Source organism: Alcanivorax borkumensis SK2, assembly GCF_000009365.1.
Classification (GTDB): domain Bacteria; phylum Pseudomonadota; class Gammaproteobacteria; order Pseudomonadales; family Alcanivoracaceae; genus Alcanivorax; species Alcanivorax borkumensis.
This window is the reverse complement of record NC_008260.1, coordinates 1,261,963-1,278,922: the sequence shown is the minus strand read 5'-3', so window position 1 is coordinate 1,278,922 and position 16,960 is coordinate 1,261,963. Positions and strand designations below refer to the sequence as shown.

Genomic DNA, 16,960 nt, shown 5'->3' with positions numbered 1-16,960 from the left:
TTTCCCTGAAACGTGTCTGCACTCGGGGCGGGCAAAATACAAGCTGTTAACATCGCCCAACGCGCGCGCAGAGCATAGCCGATTCGCCCCTAGAACCCAACGCGAGAGCACGACGAGAAGGCAATATGGTCGACTATACCTTAATCATTCTGGCCGGCGGACAGGGCCAACGCATGGGCGGTGCCGACAAAGGACTGGTGGAACTGGACGGCAAGCCGCTGGTCGCTCATCTGCTCGATAATCTCCTTCCTCGTCCCAGCCGCATTGTGATTAGCGCCAACCGCAATATTGACCGCTACCACGCTTGGGGTGATGAAGTCGTTGCGGATCTACGCGAAGGTTTTTGCGGTCCGCTGGCCGGACTAGAAACAGCACTAGCCGCAAGTCATGGTCTGTGCCTGTGCCTGCCCTGTGACTTACTAAAACCAGCCGCTGAAATGATCGAGGGTTTACTGGCCTCGGCGTCATCTGAGCATATCTGCGTTGTCCACGACACACTACGTCGACAACCGCTATGCTTGGCCTTATATGCCGAACATTGGCAGGGAGCGCTGGGTGATTATCTGGATGCAGGCAAGCGCAGTGCGCACGGCTGGCTAGACCAGGTTCCTGTACACCCGGTGACCATAAGCACGCCATTGCAGAACCTGAATGACATTGAGAAACGGATATATGAATAGCTAACGCGCACAATGCCCCGAGCATGGGACATTGTGCGTTTTCAAAAAAATGCCCGCACAAGGCGGGCATTTTTCAGATCGGATTGCCAATATTAGGCAGTCACGTCCTGGATCTGCTTCATCATGGCAAGCTGATCAGCAGAAGGCTGTGCGGTTTGCAAAGCCATCAGTTTACTCATGTCGCCTTCAACGCGAATCTGGCCGCTCATAAAGCCTTGCATGCCTGCAGACTGGTCACCTTCGATGAAGATGCGCTTGGCCAAGTCGGCCGGCAGAATCATGGTAGTCGGAGCGTCAGCGTGATGACCTTCTTCAATCATGCCGCCAACCAAAGCCAGCTTTTTATCGTCACCATCAGCATTAACGCTGATGTTGATCACCAAGTCAGCCAACGCTGCTGGCGTTTCAAGGTTACCCGCGCCTTCACGGATCTCTTTTACTTTTGCAAACCATTCGTCAGACAAAAATTCGAGGCTCATTTTCGTTTCTCCTTAAACCTATCGATGTAACTTCGACGCCCCCTCTCACAGGGCTGGCACAGTCTTTGTTGCTGCGAGCCAATTCAAACGAGCGTTCGAAACTTACCCGTACCTTATAGAAAGGCTCAGAGGGTGGCAATAGCCGCAGATGAGTCCTTACAGGCCAAAAAAGCCTGGCAAAATTCCGAGCTTATCGGTTGCTTGATAATCGGATTTCAGTGCTGTAATCAAAGGTCATAACCGCGCTCTTCATGCAACGCAATATCCAGGCCCTGGGTCTCTTCCTCGGCGGTGACCCGTAACGGTGCAAACAAGCCTACCAGCTTGAGCAAGCCCCACGTCACCAAGGCGGTGTACACAAAGGTTGCCACCACACCCAACGCCTGCACACCCAGCTGATCCAGCATGGTGTATTCCGGTTTGGCAAACCCGTAGCCGGAGAACAGACCCAACTCCGTAGAGGCAAACACCCCTGCCAACAAAGTGCCAAGGATGCCGCCAATACCGTGGACAGGGAAAACATCAAGGGAGTCATCGATTTTCAGCTTGTGCTTAACAAAGATCACCATGTAAAAACAGATCACGCCAGCCGATAGACCAATCACCAGCGCAGCGGCCGGACTAACAAAGCCCGACGCCGGGGTAATGGTTCCCAACCCTGCAACCATGCCCGTGGCAATGCCCAGAGCAGACGGCTTACCGAATTTTTTCCATTCCATGGTCATCCAGGCCAGTGAACCGGCGGCGGCAGAAATGTGCGTTACCAGCATCGCCATGGCTGCATCACCATTGGCGGCTAACGCAGAACCACCGTTAAAGCCGAACCAGCCCACCCACAACATGCCGGCACCGGTTACCGTCATGGTCATGTTGTGCGGCATCATGCCTTGGGTGGGGAAGCCTTTACGGTTACCGAGCACCACCGCTGCCACCAACGCCGCCACACCGGCGGTGATATGCACCACGGTGCCTCCGGCAAAATCATACAGCCCCAGATCGGCTAACCAGCCGCCGCCCCAAACCCAATGACAAACAGGAATATACACACCCAACAACCAGAGAATAGAAAACGCCAGCATGGGACCGAAGCGCATACGCTCGGCAAAGGCACCGACGATCAGCGCCGGGGTGATGATCGCAAAGGTCATCTGAAACAACCCATGCAAACTTTTCGGTAAGGTGCCTTCCAAGGTATCGCGGTTGATTCCAGAAAAGAAAACATGGTCCAAGCCACCAATCCAGGCATTCATGCTGCCCCCATCGGAAAAAGCGAGAGAATAACCACAGACCAACCACACTAGCGACACAGCGCAGGTAATAGCAAAACACTGCATCAACACCGAGAGGATATTCTTGCTGCGTACCAGCCCACCGTAGAACAGGCTCAAACCCGGCAGCGTCATAAATAACACCAACGCGGTGGCAGTGAGAATCCAGGCGCTGTCACCGGTATCCAGGCCATCGGCCAGAGCCAACGAGGGCAGCATCAACAATACAGCAATCAATTTTTTCATTATGGGCCCCTTAAATGGCTTCGCTGCCAATTTCTCCGGTACGGATACGGATAACCTGCTCAAGATCCGTCACAAAAATTTTACCGTCACCAATCTTGCCCGTCCCCGCGGCCTTCATAATGACGTCGATGGCCTGGTCCAGCTGCTCATCACTGACCGCCAACTCCAACTTCACTTTGGGAACAAAATCCACCACGTATTCCGCCCCCCGATACAGTTCAGTGTGCCCTTTTTGACGGCCAAACCCCTTTACCTCGGTAATCGTCATTCCCTGTACCCCCACCTGGGCCAGGGCATCACGTACCTGGTCGGCCTTAAACGGCTTAACCACCGCTGTCAGCATTTTCATTGCCTCTCTCCTTGTCCTCATGCACCAACACAACACGCGCCGGAAATTTGCACCGGCAAGGAGCATTCAATAATCATGCCACATAATAGTGCGCACCATTTCAAGTGGTTAGCGACTAACCAAACTTATCTCGCACCACAAATGAACATTAACTCAGCCATGCGCACCACCGGCGCACACATTCAGCATTGAGTTAACGAATAAAGAGCCATAAAACGGAAGGGATGCCCGGCATGCACAATAAAAGGACAAAGGGCCATTCTGAGCGGCAATCCGGCACAAAAAGTAGGCAAGACGGGCAACGGAGATCCCGTTACCCGCAGTAAGCAGATAGATTAGTAGAGGTAGTTAAACATCTTACGGCGATATTCGCTGGCCAGTGGATCGCCTTTAGGGAGGCATTCGAACACTTCTAGCAACGCATTACGCGCCACTCCATCGCGGAAATCACTGTGGTTGCAGAGCAGCTGCAGCAGCGCCTCAAGCCCCTGCTTGAACTGGCCAGCGGCAGCGGCCTGCAGCCCGTAGGCATAAAGATCCTCGGCAGTCGGCTTGTCGGCAATACGGGCAGACAAATCCGCCAAGCTTTGCCCTGCACCTTCCAATTTATCCAACAATGCAAAGCGCGCCCGGAACGGCCGTAGAGGCTCCGCATCTTCTGTCACTTGTGCCAGCACCGACTGGGCATCATCCAGACGGCCTTCACCCAACAGCAGTTCTACCAACAAGGCGCGAATGGCATGCTTGTCTGGGCTCTGCTCCAGCGTCTGGCGCAATGCCCCTTCTGCTTGCTCGGTGTGGCCGGCTTCAATGGCCATACGCACCTGCTCGATAAACCCTTCTTCCTGTTGCTGCTGTGCGGCTTCGGGGTCCACCACAGGAGCCAACCACTGGCGTATCGCGCCTTCGGTCTGGGCTCCATCCAACTCGCTGACCAACTTTCCTTGAAACACCAGTTTGAGACTGGGCAGGCTGCGCACACCAAACTGACTGGCCAACATTTGCTGCTCATCGGCATTCACATTGGCCAGAATCACCTTGCCCTGATATTCGTTGACTAGGCGCTCTAGGATTGGCGCCATCTGCTGACAGGGTTCGCTCCAACTCGCCCAGAAACCCACGATCACCGGAATCTGCTGGGACTGTTCAAGGATTTGCTGAATATTCTGCTCGGTAGCTTCAATGATAGGGCTGTTTGGCTGCAACGCTATGCTCCTGAAAACGCATTCAAAGTGGTACCAAGTGTAAGCTATCGTCCAGATTAAATCTGGTTAAACCCTGTGCAACCTGAGGCGTTAGCGCGTTAGACTGAAATTAGATGTGTGGTTTGCAGTTCATGGTAACGGTTTCATACCTTCTCCATGGGCGATAGCCGCATGTTGGAAGGCATTCACCCCAGGCAAAGGAGATCACCATGCTTAGCCTCTTGGCTATTGTGTTGTTAATTGCCACGCTGATGACCCTCTTCTATCAGCAAATCAGCCGAGGCATTGGCAGTGCCGTTTTCGTTATCGTGTGGCTGCTCTGCGGCTTCCTCGCATCTTGGCTGTTCCACCCCCTTTCCCTCATTCTGCTCGCTGCTGGCGTCACCGTGCTTAACCACGTGGACCTGCGCCAAAAATTTATTACTAAACCAGTCTACAACGCGTTGGCCAAGGTTATGCCTGCCATTGGCGATACCGAACGGGAAGCCATTGAAGCGGGCACCACCTGGTTCGAGGCCGACCTATTCTCCGGCCGGCCAGACTGGGAAAAATTTGCCCATATCCAGTTCACTTCCCTCACCGAAGAAGAGCAGTCGTTCATCGACAATGAAGTGGTTGAACTGTGTGACATGCTAGATGAGTGGCAAATTTTCCACGAACTGCGCGACCTGCCTGAGGAAGTCTGGGATTTCCTTAAGCACAAGGGTTTCTTCAGCCTGATTATTCCTACCGAGTATGGCGGCAAAGCTTTTTCACCCTATGCGCAAAGTCGCATCATGAGCAAAATCGCAACCCGCTCGCTTACTGCCGCCGTCACCGCCATGGTGCCCAACTCTCTTGGCCCCGGTGAACTGCTAGCCGAATACGGCACCCAGGAACAAAAAGACCGCTGGCTGCCCGGTCTCGCCAAGGGCGATGAGATCCCCTGCTTTGGGCTCACTGGGCCAGAAGCCGGCTCCGATGCAGGGGCCATCCCCGATACCGGGGTCATCTGCAAAGGCAAGATTGACGGTAAGGAAGTGCTGGGCATGCGCCTGAACTTCGCCAAACGCTGGATCACCCTGGCCCCCGTAGCTACAGTCGTCGGCTTGGCTTTCAAACTGTATGACCCGGAAAAGCTGCTCGGTGATACCGAGGACTTAGGCATTACCTGTGCGCTGATTCCCGCCGATACCAAAGGGGTGGAAATCGGTCGCCGGCACTACCCCGGCTCACCGTTCATGAACGGCCCCATCAACGGCAAAGATGTGTTCGTACCCTTGGATGCCATCATCGGGGGGCCGGATATGGCCGGTAAAGGCTGGCGCATGCTGATTGAGTGTCTTGGTGCTGGCCGCGGCGTCTCTCTGCCTGCACTGGCCACGGCCAGTGGCGAAATGGGCTACCGCATGACCGGCGCCTTTGGGCGCATCCGGCGCCAGTTCAATACGGCCGTAGGTGAATTCGAAGGGGTGCAGGAAGCCTCTGCAAATGTGGCGGCACTGGCCTATACCCTGGAAGCTTACCGTCATCTGGTAACTCGCTCACTGGAAGACGGCGCTCCGTCTGTGGTTACGGCCATGGCCAAGTACCATGCCACCGAAATGATGCGCGAGCTGATCAACCACGGCATGGATATCGCTGGCGGGCGTGGCATTCAACTCGGTCCAAGGAACTTCTTGGCCCTGCCTTATCAGTCCACGCCTATTGCCATTACCGTGGAAGGCGCCAATATTCTCACCCGCTCGTTGATGATCTTTGGCCAAGGGGCCATGCGTTGTCACCCGTTCCTTTACGATGAACTGCAAGCCATTCAGGCGGAAGATAAAAAGCAGGGGCTGCAGGATTTTGATGCTCTGTTCTTCTCACACGCAAGTCATACTCTGGGTAATATCAGCAGTGCCATTGCCCAAGCATTAGCCAGCCCCTACCTGTCCGACGCTCCGGGCAATGCTGATGCCTTCAGTGCTCCCTGGTATCGCCTGATCAACCGTTACAGTGCAGTGCTGGCCAGCACCTCGGACATGGCCCTTGCCCTGCTCGGCGGCGACCTCAAGCGGCGCGAACTGCTGTCTGCTCGCCTGGGGGATGTACACAGCCAGCTGCTGATCGCCTGCGCGATTCTCAAGTATCACGCCACTCTGCCCCGCGACGAGGCAAACGATGCCCACGCGCATTACGCCCTGCGCTTGGCTTTCAGTCGAGCCCACGATTCTCTAGAGGCCTTCACCAGCAACTTTGGTTTTTTCGGTATCGGCCGTGTGCTTAAGCGTCTGTTCTTCCCGCTGGGCCGACCCTGCAAGGCTCAAGCCCCAAGCGATGACCAAATCCGCGCTCTTGGGCAAATGATCATGGAACCCAGCTCAGTACGCGATGCCTTGGCAGAGCCGGCCTATATCTCCCAGGACCCGGAAGATTCCATTGGCCGCGTAGAAGCCACCTTCAACAAACTACTGGAAGTGGAGCCTGGATTCCTAGCGTATCTAAAAGCAGAGGGCAAAGGTCAGCTGGAAGGCAAGACCGTACTGGAAAAGCTTCAGGATGCGGCGCGCAAAGGCATCATCAATGAGAGCCAGGTGGAGGCCATCAATGAGTACGACGCCATGCGTTACGATTGCCTGCTCACCGACGCCTTTGACAAGGATCTGAAGGAGGTGCAAGTACACGCCGAACGACCAATGATATAACCCCCCTAAGGGGCGCAGTGGCCAACACCACTGTGCCCCTCTCCTTCTCCCCATCATACCGAGTTAAAGAGCGCTATCTTGAAAGGGAAAGCCGTGCGCTCGTGCCCACACAAACATTAACCAGTGCTCATTTTCACAAATTCGCAACACTCGCATTCTTCGCCAAAATGCCGCTTTTTCCAGCAGTTAATCCCCCTCACGCTCGTTTTCAAACAGATTTAACATTCAGATCAGCCTTTTAGTGCTTTTACGCATGGTCGCTTTCGTCTAGTCTTGCCCAAATTACGCCCCACCGGGCCCGGAGCACTATTTCGCCTCCCTTTGCCCCTCGGACAACAGGTCAGTAATGACAGCAGTCGTCGAAGAAAAAACCGCAATCGAATTCAAGGGCCGCATGCTAATGATGACGGTCCTCCAGCTGAAAAACCTGGATACCAACGTGCTTCACCAGCAGGTGAGCCAACGTCTGGAGGATGCCGCCCAGTGGCTGCAGGATGCCCCTGTGGTGATTGATGTCAGCCCTGAGCTGGACAACGACCCTGTGGCTCTGATGGCGGCCGTAGACACCCTGCGTAGCTTGGGAGTCAACCTGGTGGCTCTGGCCCGCAGTGAACATATAGATGCAGATACCGCATCGATGCTAGGCCTAGGCACCCTAAGCCTAGCAGGCGGCCGTGATATACCCCGACGCACTGAACCTGCACCGGCCAGCAACGAGGACGCTCCCGAAGCCACGCCCGCAGCACAACACGTTGAAACCATGGTGATCGACCAGCCGGTCCGCTCCGGTCAGCAGGTTTACAGCCGTGGCGATCTGATTGTGCTGGCCCCGGTTAGCACTGGTGCCGAAATCATGGCCGACGGCAACATCCACGTTTACAGTAACTTGCGTGGCCGCGCCCTGGCCGGTGTTCGCGGCAACACCAGCGCGCGTATTTTTTGCCAGCAACTGAATGCCGAACTGGTATCCATTGCCGGCCATTACCGGGTAGCCGAAGACCTGCCCGAGTCATACCGTAACAAGCCTGTGCATCTATGCATGCAGGGCGATGCGATGCATTTTACCGCGCTGAACTAGCGTGTATGAAACATGAAGGTAAGGAGAAGAGCGTGACGAAGATCGTGGTCGTGACATCCGGCAAGGGTGGCGTCGGCAAAACCACCACCAGTGCAGCGCTGGCCACAGGCCTTGCCCTGCGCGGTTTTAAAACCACTGTGATTGATTTCGATGTAGGCCTGCGCAATCTGGACCTGATCATGGGGTGCGAACGCCGTGTGGTCTATGATCTGGTCAACGTGATTAGTGGCGATGCCAACATCAAGCAAGCACTGATCAAGGACAAGAAGGTGGACAACCTGTTCATCCTCCCGGCCTCTCAGACTCGCGACAAGGACGCCCTTACCATCGAAGGTGTGGAAAGCGTACTAAACGCCCTGCGTGACGACATGCAGATGGATTACATCATCTGCGACAGCCCCGCCGGCATCGAAAAAGGCGCCCTTATGGCCGCCTATTTCGCCGACGAAGCCGTCGTCGTCACCAACCCGGAAGTCTCCAGCGTGCGGGACTCCGACCGCATCATCGGCATCCTTGCCAGCAAGACTCGCCACGCCGAACAGGGTGATGGGGATATCCCTGCCCGCCTGTTGCTGACCCGCTACTCCCCGGAACGGGTGGAAAACGGGCAGATGCTCTCGGTGGAAGACGTGCAGGAAATCCTTGCCATCGAGTTACTCGGCGTAGTGCCGGAATCCCAGGCCGTACTCAATGCCAGTAACGCTGGTAGCCCGGTAATTCTGGACACGGATTCCGATGCAGGAAAAGCGTATAGCGACGCCGTGGCCCGTTTCCTCGGCGAGCAATTACCGCATCGCTTTATCACCACGAATAAGAAAGGTCTATTCGGCCGTCTGTTTGGAGGCTAACGGATGAGCATCTTTAGTTATTTGCTTCCCAAAAAGCAGAACACGGCATCAGTGGCGAAAGAGCGCTTGCAGATCATTGTGGCCCGCGAACGCTCCACACGCGGTGGCCCAGATTATCTGCCGCAGCTTCAAGAAGAGCTGCTTCAGGTGGTCCGCAAATATGTTCCTGTGGACCAAGACGCCGTGAACGTCCAGGTAGACCGGGAATCCGGGTGTGAAATTCTAGAGTTGAATATCACCCTGCCGGAAGGCTGATTCCTAAAGCAACCGCCCCTGTTGTAGGCTACTACTACTGCACAGGGGTGCTCGCTACTCGCGTCTCCCTGCCCTGTTTACTTTCGACGAAACCGCTAAACCTTTCTCGGCGGCAACACCTGCCACTGCGGCTCGTCGTACTCGCCGATTACGCTGACCTCAACCACCTTGGCGTGCTTTTCCAAAATCGCTTTTACCTTTGCGCTACGGCTATCGTCTTTAGCATCACGGTGTGCCTTGCTCTCCCAATGAGCGATGGCCAGCACCGTATCAGAGTGGCCAATTTTGCGGTGCAGGTAAGTCCCTTTTGCCCCAGCACTTTGCTGAATAATTTCACTGGCCTCCACCCAACCCTTAGCATACTCATCCACGCTAAAGCCAGGCTTCACCCTCACTTCGAATATAAACTTCATTATCGCTCTCCCTGCCGATAGAACTGGGCCAACAAGCGGTACAGCGCCGGCCAGTCCTTGTAAAGCTGATCCGGCCCTTCAAAAAACGCCTCGCTACACACCGCAAAAAATTCACCCGGGCCGGTCAACGCATAGGCATCCACCGGCATGTGCCGGTGGTGCTGATAATCGCTCAGCAGCTCTTCCCAGCATGCGGTAAAGGTTTCATGCCATTGCTTCGGGTTCATCCCGGTATGCAGTGGCGGCCTGCCGTTGGCACCATTGCGGCGCATATCCAGTTTGTGGGACATCTCGTGAATCACCACATTACTGGCTTGATTGCTCGGGGCACAAGCCTCCTCAATCGCGTCCCAAGAGAGAATAACCGGCCCCTGGTGCCAAGCCTCTCCAGCCAACACCGGACCTCGAGTATGAACAACGCCATCCTCACTGAAATGAGGGCGATTAGGAATGAACGCGTCCTCATACAAAATCACCGTGTACCAACCGTCATACCAGTCCAACCCTAGGTAGAGAATCGGCACGCAAGCCATGGTGGCCACTTTCAGGCACATGGCATCGGTATAGGCAAAGCCGCCGCCAGACGCAATGCTTTTGCGGGCCAGAAAACGCAGCGACAGATCAAACAATGCCTGCCGCTCTTGCCCCTCAAATCGAACCATTAATGGCCAGTCCGCCACAGCGGCCTCCCACTCCTCGCGGGTATAGCCCATTTTCTTAACGCGTCGGGCATCACGCCAGTTTTTCCAGGCTGCAAACATCCATTGTCCTCGTACAATCGGTCATTTGTGTTGTGCGACGCCACCTACTCTGACCATCAAAGCGACATTTCACCAGCCATTACCCGCCAACACGCCTGTGCTACCATCGCCGGTCTGTCTCAACTGCGAACCCTGCTCAGTGACTATCCGCCAAGCTTATAAAGCCGACCTGCTGCTTCTAGTGGTCACCCTTCTGGCTGCCATCAGCTGGATGTTCTCCAAAGAAGCCGTACTGGCCATGCCTCCCTTGTTGTTCATGTCACTGCGCTTTCTGCTAGCCTCTGTGCTGCTAGGCTGCATAGCCCATCGCCAGCTGCGCCGGCTGTCGCGCCAGCAGCTGATACGCAGCGCGCGCGTGGGGCTGGTATTCGGCACCGCGATGAGTTTCTGGATTGTCGGCCTAGCGGTGGGTGATCACGTGGGCGAAGGCGCCTTCCTGACCAGCTTGGGAGTGGTGCTGGTGCCAGTGATTGCCCGTATTGTCTTTGCCGAAACGGTGCCCACCAGCACTTGGCTGGCCTTGCCTGTCGCTGCCGGAGGCTTGGCCCTACTATCACTTGAGCAAGGGTTGCATCTAGATGTGGGCCAGCTCTGTTTTGTGGCCGCCGCGACCATCTTTGCACTGTACTTCAACCTCAATACTCGCGCGGCCAATACTATCGCCATCCAATCAGCCAGCGGTGAGAGTATCGAACACCCACGTATACCGGCCATGGCACTGACTACCGTCGTGTTGGCCGTGGTGGCTCTGGTGACCGGTACGCTGTCAGCCTTCAGTGAACCCTGGGTTCCGGTGTTTACGTCGATGACCCCCACTCTGGTGATGTGGATTGTGCTCAGTGCCAGCATTGGCACAGCGCTGCGTTTTCTGGTTCAGACCTATGCACAAAGCCTTTCCCTAAACAGTCACGGTGTAGTGATTATGGTGCTGGAACCCATGTGGACAGCATTAATTGCGGCAGCCTGGTTCGGCGAACACATGACCTGGATCCAGCTGGCGGGGTGCGCTTTAATTTTTATTTCCTTGCTGGTCAACCGTTGGCGGAGGGTACGGACTTTGCTGAAATCACTGATCGCACCGAAATGCCCCTAACAGGCGCTCGAATGCACCTAGCGTGCTCAACCTCTATGCGCCAACGTCCGACGCTAGAAGCACAACACCCTGAAAAGACCCGTTAGCGGGGTAAAAACGTGGACAAATACTTGGCCGCGGGATGTGCAACGGGTTACGACAAAACAAACCCTAAAGGCAATACAGGCTAGGGAATAGCGGATGGTGAGTGCATGACGCACTCACCACGGTAAGCAATCAGCTTTTATGGCTTTTCAACAAAGCGTCCACCTTGTCGATATATTTGCCTTTGGCTTCGTCCGCACTCAACCCTTTCAACTTGGCCCAAGCGTCATACTTGGCACGTCCCACCATATCCATCATTCCTGGGCGCTTGCCAGACACATCGCCCGTGCTGCCCTGCTTGAAATGGGCATAAAGAAACAGCAAGTCATTATTGGACGGTTTGCTATCAAGGGTTTTAACATCTTTCTGGGCTTGTTCAAATCGGGCAGTATCGGTCATGATGTTTCCTGTCAGATGTGGGCATTGTTGTATAAGGTAGCACTAGGGAGCGATTAAAAAACCCATAGTATGCGCCTTGATTCCAGTGGAAATAGTGCGCTGTGATCGTATCGGAATCAACATAAGCGCGGGCAACAAAAACATAACAAAGAATAATCAGGTTACGTCATGAACGACGCAGAGCAATTCCAGACCGATCAGACCATCGACCCACAACAGGAAAGCATTCTTCGCGATGCACTCAATACCTTTATGGTTCAGTTTGATCGCGACCTAGAACAACGCTATAAGCAACACTCTCATGACCGCACACTGGATCTGATCAATCGCTCAATCTATCTGATGCTTGGCCTTTACCTGCTCGTGGTAGTGCCCGTTACCCTAATAGTAAAAACACCGGAAATGGCAGCCTGGCGCAATTATGGTGTGTACCCCATTGCCGTGGCTTTGGTAGGCCTCTGGTCCTGCACCCGTTTAGACTGGTTGCGCCCCTACGCCATTATCGTCATGTATCTGGCTTTGTGGTTGTCACTCTCAGGCACCATTCTGGGGGGCATTCGCTTCAATAGTAGCTTCCCAGGGCAAGTTTCATCCTTTGAAAGCATCTACCTACTTATTATCGCGTTCTCTATTCTACGCTTGCCACCACGGCAAACCTTAATTACCGCCATCATCGCTGCGGTGTTTGCCCTCGCGATTAGCGTGATTACAGCGCTCAACATTCATCTTCTGTTAATAATGCTATCCTTCTCCATTCCACTGATGATCTGCACAGTGAACGGTTATATTCTCGACATCAGCGCCCGGCGTAACTTCGCCAACAATTTGTTGCTAGCACACGAATCTGCACAACTGAACCGCTGGCGCGCACAGGCAGAGAAAGACGCCAACCGACAGCAGCAGCTCAATCTCTTTATGGGGCAAATCGCCGGTAATCTGACTCCCTCGCAATTACTCGAACGGGTGCTGGGCTATTTAGTACAGCACGTAGGTGCGAAAATTGGCGCAGCCTACATGCTTGAAGGTAATCAGCTTATTCGCAAAGCCAGCTGGGCCTTAAGTGGCGAAGCGCAGGCCAGAGAGGTAGTACCCTCCGATGAAGGGCTACTCGGCGCCGCTCTGAATCAACGTTTGCTCATACAACAACATCAGGTCCCAAAACATTATCTGGATTTGGAAACCGGGCAGGGGAAAAGTCCTCCAGGAGCTGTGCTACTCTGGCCACTGATCCAAGGAGACCACCCTCTGGGCATCATAGAAATTGCCAACTTCGAAGGTTTCGATCAGGAACAGCAAACACTTATCAGCGAACTACATCACCCCCTATCCTTTTCGCTACAATCCGCCCAGCACCGCCAGCATCTCCTTGATCAGTCCGGCAAAACTGCCAACGTCTGAATCAATCAATGCCGCGAGCAGCTTTTTCCGCTTTCAGCGGGGCGGATAACTGCGCAGGTTTGCGCGGAACAATATCCGCCAACGACGCGGTCATTCGCGCCATATCAGCATCAATATCGCCCGTCGGCAGAAAGCAATCTACAATCCGGACCTGCCGGCGCCGGTAACAGAAACCTAACACGACAATCGGCACCTGCATTTGCTCAGCAATACGGTAAAACCCGGTTTTCCAACGCTTGGCGCCTTTACGCGTCCCCTCCGGCGTTAGCCCAAGCCAAAATGGTGTTTCCCCCATCACCGACGTCGTCTGGTCCACCACATCCCTGGCACTTTCTCGATTCACAGGGATGCCGCCCAGCCAGTACATGAACCGCCCAAGACGACCTTTAAACAACGTGTGCTTACCCATGAAGCGCACATCCAAGCGCAAAGACTGAATAGCACTGATACCAATGACCCCGTCTATGTTCGACGTGTGTGGCGCCACCGCCAAAACTGCCCGAGGCGTATCGGGCAAATCACCAACAATACGCCACCCCATAACAGTCAAAATCAGCCGCCCTAGCGCCGCCAACAGCCAGTGCCCACGACGAGGCACTTGCTTACCTAAAGTCCGCGCCGTGAGTGGCACCAGTTCCGATTTCATGCAAATACCGTAAAGGTTTGTCGACTCAACGCCACAGCCTTACCCGCAGCATCCCAAACCACCGCCTGACTTTGACCATAGCCATCACTGCATTGGTCCGTGTTTACCCGATATTGCCATAAAGTCTCCGGCGAGTGGACACTAGGGTCATCCAAGAGCTCCATGGTCCAGGTCAAGGAACTGGCGGGTGCTGGCCCTTTGAGCAGAGGTAAAACTGAAGGCGCCCAGGTATCCACCAATGCAATCAGCGCTGCGGTGCTCATGGTTTCCGGCGGCACAGTAAACCCCATGTAACCACCGTAATCGGGCTCAGAACTGCCACTGAACGGCGGCATGCCTTCTGCGTAATGGATATTAAAATGGGAAAAAAAATCCGGCGTCAATCCTTTGATAAACGGTACCGAAATACTCTGCTCTGGAGATTTCATCACTGGGGCCGATGGCCCTTCTACCACTACACTGGATTGGCGACTGGCCCCAAAGCTGGCCAACATAACCGCCACCACCTGCCCTCCTTGACGGGCGGAGACCATGGCCTGCATAACGGATTTGCCTTCCCGAAACACAGTCTCGTCTAGTGCCACCGGACCCGGCACCGCAGGGGCGACAAAAGAGAGAGAAAAACTACGTAGAAACCTCCCGCGAGCCACGGTTTTTTCTAAATGTTCAAACAGCACCGCCCCCACCAGGCCACCAAATAAGGTCCGGCCCTGCCCCCACCCTTCTGGAAACGTGGCGTTACCCTGGCCATCAATCGTGGCTAGAATCTCATCGAATGTCATGGTCTCTCACTTCTGCGTGTTTTGAATTTGCGGTGCTTTATTTACCATTCCTGCGAAGCCAGTAAAAGTCATTATGCCGGCTCAAAGAGGATTAACGGCGCCATAACCAGCAACAATGCACATAAAACAGCCAAAAAATGTGTTTTCCCATGCGCTTGTTCCTCCTTGCCGGTAGCATAGGCGCCCCTTTTTTAGTTTCGCCAGTATGGAGACAATGACATGACCTGGTTGAAATCCCGACGTCTGCAGTATCTGCTGGCCATCACCGCCCTCTTTTTCTCGTTGATGGTTGTACTACGTGTCGTCTTTTATTTTGGCTTTTCAGAAATTCCATCATCAACGACCGTAGACTCTGAAGCCGTGCTTAGCGCCTTGGGCATTGGACTGCGTTTTGACTTGCGACTCGCCCTGCTGATAATGCTGCCGTTAGCCGCCTTGGCATACCTGCCACGGTTTAACATACTAAACAGCGGCCTGATGCGGTTTCTTGCCCATAGCTACCTGATCATTGTTTTGGTCCTGCTCGGTCTCACCTACGTTCTTGATTTTGGCCACTATGCCTATTTAGGCGAACGGCTCAACGTGACTGCCCTGCGTTTCTTGCAAGACACTCGAGACTCCACCTTGATGGTCTGGGAAAGTTATCCGGTAATCTGGATCACCTTGGGCTTAATTGCCGGCGTGGCGGCTTGTTATTGGCTTGCCAGAATAGCCGAACACAAGTTACTGCAACGACCCGCCACAAAAATTTCTTGGCTACAGGCCACTGCCGGGTTTTTGGTTTGCTTCACTCTTTTCTTCTTTGCCATTCTTGGTCGAGTCAGCAACATCAACATTCTCAACCCGATTCCGCTTCGCTGGAGTGAAGCCTTTGTCTCCGGAGACCGGGCTATCGGCGCCTTGGGTCTCAATCCTGTTCTCTACTTTCGCGACACGCTGGTCATTCCTGTTTCCCCCTTTGATGAGGATAAAGTTACCGAGTATTACCCCCTGATTGCCGATCACCTTGGCATCCCCGAACATCAACGTCAGGATTTGAATTTTACGCGCATGATGGATGTACAGAGTCACAAGCTTGATTATGACCGCCCCCCTAATGTGGTCTTCATCATGCTTGAGTCACTGGGCGCCAGCCGTGTAAGCAGCTACGGTTTACCCGTTGAGAGCACCCCGAACCTAGATCAACTGGGCCACGATGGCTGGCGTTTCGAGCATTTCTATGTCCCAGTAACTGGCACCGCCAAAACGATATGGGCCACGTTTACCGGTATCCCAGATGTGGCTCCAATTGAAAGCGCCAGTCGCAACCCTCTGACCAGTCACCAACGCACAGTGCTGAACGCATTTGAGGGATACCGAAAATTCTATTTCATTGGCGGGAATGCCGGCTGGGCAAATCTGGATGGCTTCGTACAGCAAACCATCGACGGACTCGAACTGCATGAAGAAGGTGACTGGCAATCCCCGGACGTGGACGTCTGGGGCATTTCCGACCTGAACCTATTCCGGGAATCTAACCAAATTCTCGCTGAGCTACCGGAAGATCAACCCTTCTTTGCCTTTATCCAAACCGCAGGCAACCACCGGCCTTTCACCATTCCTGAGAATAACGGTGACTTCCAAGCCCGCACGGACCTATCCGATGAAGAGCTGGCCAAATTTGGCTTCCGAAGCGCAGCCCAGTTCAACGCAGTACGCCTGTTGGATTACAACGTGGGTAAATACATGCAATGGGCCAAAGAAAGCGATTACTTCGACAACACCATCTTCGTATTCTTCGGCGATCACAGTAATCGAATCACCACCTTGCCACACATGCCGGCCATGGATCAGCTGGAATTAGAAAGCAACCATGTGCCACACATCCTGTATGCCCCCAAGTATCTTAAACCCAGGGTCATCAAGGAATCGGTAGGCCTAGTGGACGTGCTCCCCACCATAGCCGGTATGCTAGGGCTGCAATATCCAAACACCACCCTTGGTCGGGACTTCCAAATTCCTGCTCCCGAAGGCGATCGCGCCAATTTTGTGGTGCTGAGGGAAGGCCCCAGTCCAATCTACGGCATGGTGACAAAAGATTTTCTAGTCCGGATGAATGCTGATGGCAGCAATGCCACCTTGCATGATCTGCATAGTGACACCCCCAGCCATGACGAAGCCGCGCAACATCCTGAAGCCTTTAAGCAACTATTTGATCTTGCCCGAGGCCAATACGAAACAGCGCGCTACATGTTTTACGATAATGTGGATAAGTGATAGGCAACACTCATCCAACATGCAACATCTGCAATAAATGCGCGTATTAATACT

The 16,960-nt window shown here is 54.1% G+C and carries 17 protein-coding genes; 8 read left to right on the top strand and 9 right to left on the bottom strand.

Annotated features, from left to right (window positions below):
* The first annotated feature begins 125 nt into the window (after nt 1–125).
* Nucleotides 126–680: an NTP transferase domain-containing protein gene (locus ABO_RS05820; protein WP_011588409.1), complete on the top strand. Its 555-nt coding sequence runs from the start codon at nt 126–128 to the stop codon at nt 678–680.
* Nucleotides 681–772: 92 nt separating this feature from the next.
* Here ABO_RS05820 and ABO_RS05815 read toward each other — a convergent pair whose 3' ends face one another.
* The 4 genes from ABO_RS05815 to ABO_RS05800 form a co-directional block, all read right to left on the bottom strand.
* Nucleotides 773–1,159: an SCP2 sterol-binding domain-containing protein gene (locus tag ABO_RS05815; RefSeq protein WP_011588408.1), complete on the bottom strand. Its 387-nt coding sequence runs from the start codon at nt 1,157–1,159 to the stop codon at nt 773–775.
* A 227-nt stretch (nt 1,160–1,386) separates the two neighbouring features.
* Complete coding sequence (locus ABO_RS05810; protein WP_011588407.1) at nt 1,387–2,673, bottom strand: ammonium transporter; 1,287 nt, start codon at nt 2,671–2,673, stop codon at nt 1,387–1,389.
* A gap of 10 nt (nt 2,674–2,683) precedes the next feature.
* Nucleotides 2,684–3,022: a P-II family nitrogen regulator gene (locus ABO_RS05805; protein WP_011588406.1), complete on the bottom strand. Its 339-nt coding sequence runs from the start codon at nt 3,020–3,022 to the stop codon at nt 2,684–2,686.
* A gap of 335 nt (nt 3,023–3,357) precedes the next feature.
* Entirely contained in the window at nt 3,358–4,227 is an 870-nt protein-coding gene (locus ABO_RS05800) for a tetratricopeptide repeat protein (RefSeq protein ID WP_011588405.1), read from the bottom strand.
* A 209-nt stretch (nt 4,228–4,436) separates the two neighbouring features.
* Between ABO_RS05800 and ABO_RS05795 the strand changes: the two genes are divergently transcribed.
* The 4 genes from ABO_RS05795 (at nt 4,437) to minE (ending at nt 9,074) form a co-directional block, all read left to right on the top strand.
* Nucleotides 4,437–6,893 carry an acyl-CoA dehydrogenase gene (locus ABO_RS05795; protein WP_011588404.1) on the top strand — a complete coding sequence of 819 codons (2,457 nt, stop codon included), beginning with the start codon at nt 4,437–4,439 and terminating at the stop codon, nt 6,891–6,893.
* 346 nt (nt 6,894–7,239) lie between these two features.
* The gene (gene minC / locus ABO_RS05790) at nt 7,240–7,971 is read left to right on the top strand and encodes a septum site-determining protein MinC (RefSeq protein ID WP_011588403.1); all 732 of its coding nucleotides are present in this window, start codon (nt 7,240–7,242) and stop codon (nt 7,969–7,971) included.
* Between the two features lie 32 nt (nt 7,972–8,003).
* Entirely contained in the window at nt 8,004–8,819 is an 816-nt protein-coding gene (minD, locus tag ABO_RS05785; protein WP_035458377.1) for a septum site-determining protein MinD, read from the top strand.
* A 3-nt stretch (nt 8,820–8,822) separates the two neighbouring features.
* On the top strand, nt 8,823–9,074 hold the full coding sequence (minE, locus tag ABO_RS05780; protein WP_011588401.1) for a cell division topological specificity factor MinE: 252 nt from the start codon (nt 8,823–8,825) through the stop codon (nt 9,072–9,074).
* A gap of 95 nt (nt 9,075–9,169) precedes the next feature.
* Here the strand turns inward: minE and ABO_RS05775 are convergent, their stop codons facing one another.
* A complete protein-coding gene (locus ABO_RS05775) occupies nt 9,170–9,487 on the bottom strand; it encodes an antibiotic biosynthesis monooxygenase family protein (protein ID WP_011588400.1) in 318 nt (105 codons plus the stop codon).
* Complete coding sequence (locus ABO_RS05770; RefSeq protein ID WP_011588399.1) at nt 9,487–10,248, bottom strand: zinc-dependent peptidase; 762 nt, start codon at nt 10,246–10,248, stop codon at nt 9,487–9,489. Before ABO_RS05770 ends, ABO_RS05775 begins: the two co-directional genes overlap by 1 nt.
* 139 nt (nt 10,249–10,387) lie before the next feature.
* On the opposite strand from ABO_RS05770, the gene ABO_RS05765 reads away from it, so the two are divergent.
* Entirely contained in the window at nt 10,388–11,341 is a 954-nt protein-coding gene (locus ABO_RS05765; RefSeq protein WP_050731502.1) for a DMT family transporter, read from the top strand.
* 216 nt (nt 11,342–11,557) lie between these two features.
* On the opposite strand, the gene ABO_RS05760 is transcribed toward ABO_RS05765, so the two are convergent.
* The gene (locus ABO_RS05760) at nt 11,558–11,824 is read right to left on the bottom strand and encodes an acyl-CoA-binding protein (RefSeq protein WP_011588397.1); all 267 of its coding nucleotides are present in this window, start codon (nt 11,822–11,824) and stop codon (nt 11,558–11,560) included.
* Between the two features lie 168 nt (nt 11,825–11,992).
* Between ABO_RS05760 and ABO_RS05755 the strand changes: the two genes are divergently transcribed.
* A complete protein-coding gene (locus ABO_RS05755) occupies nt 11,993–13,222 on the top strand; it encodes a GAF domain-containing protein (protein ID WP_011588396.1) in 1,230 nt (409 codons plus the stop codon).
* 1 nt (nt 13,223) lies between these two features.
* Here ABO_RS05755 and ABO_RS05750 read toward each other — a convergent pair whose 3' ends face one another.
* Together ABO_RS05750 and ABO_RS05745 are read right to left on the bottom strand one after the other, a co-directional pair.
* Nucleotides 13,224–13,868, bottom strand: a complete 645-nt coding sequence (locus ABO_RS05750; RefSeq protein ID WP_011588395.1) for a 1-acyl-sn-glycerol-3-phosphate acyltransferase — start codon at nt 13,866–13,868, stop codon at nt 13,224–13,226.
* The gene (locus ABO_RS05745) at nt 13,865–14,650 is read right to left on the bottom strand and encodes an acyl-CoA thioesterase (RefSeq protein ID WP_011588394.1); all 786 of its coding nucleotides are present in this window, start codon (nt 14,648–14,650) and stop codon (nt 13,865–13,867) included. The genes ABO_RS05750 and ABO_RS05745 overlap by 4 nt, the downstream gene beginning before the upstream one ends.
* 219 nt (nt 14,651–14,869) lie before the next feature.
* Here ABO_RS05745 and ABO_RS05740 point away from each other — a divergent pair, with 219 nt between their 5' ends.
* Nucleotides 14,870–16,906 carry an LTA synthase family protein gene (locus ABO_RS05740; protein ID WP_011588393.1) on the top strand — a complete coding sequence of 679 codons (2,037 nt, stop codon included), beginning with the start codon at nt 14,870–14,872 and terminating at the stop codon, nt 16,904–16,906.
* The last annotated feature ends 54 nt before the right edge of the window (nt 16,907–16,960 follow it).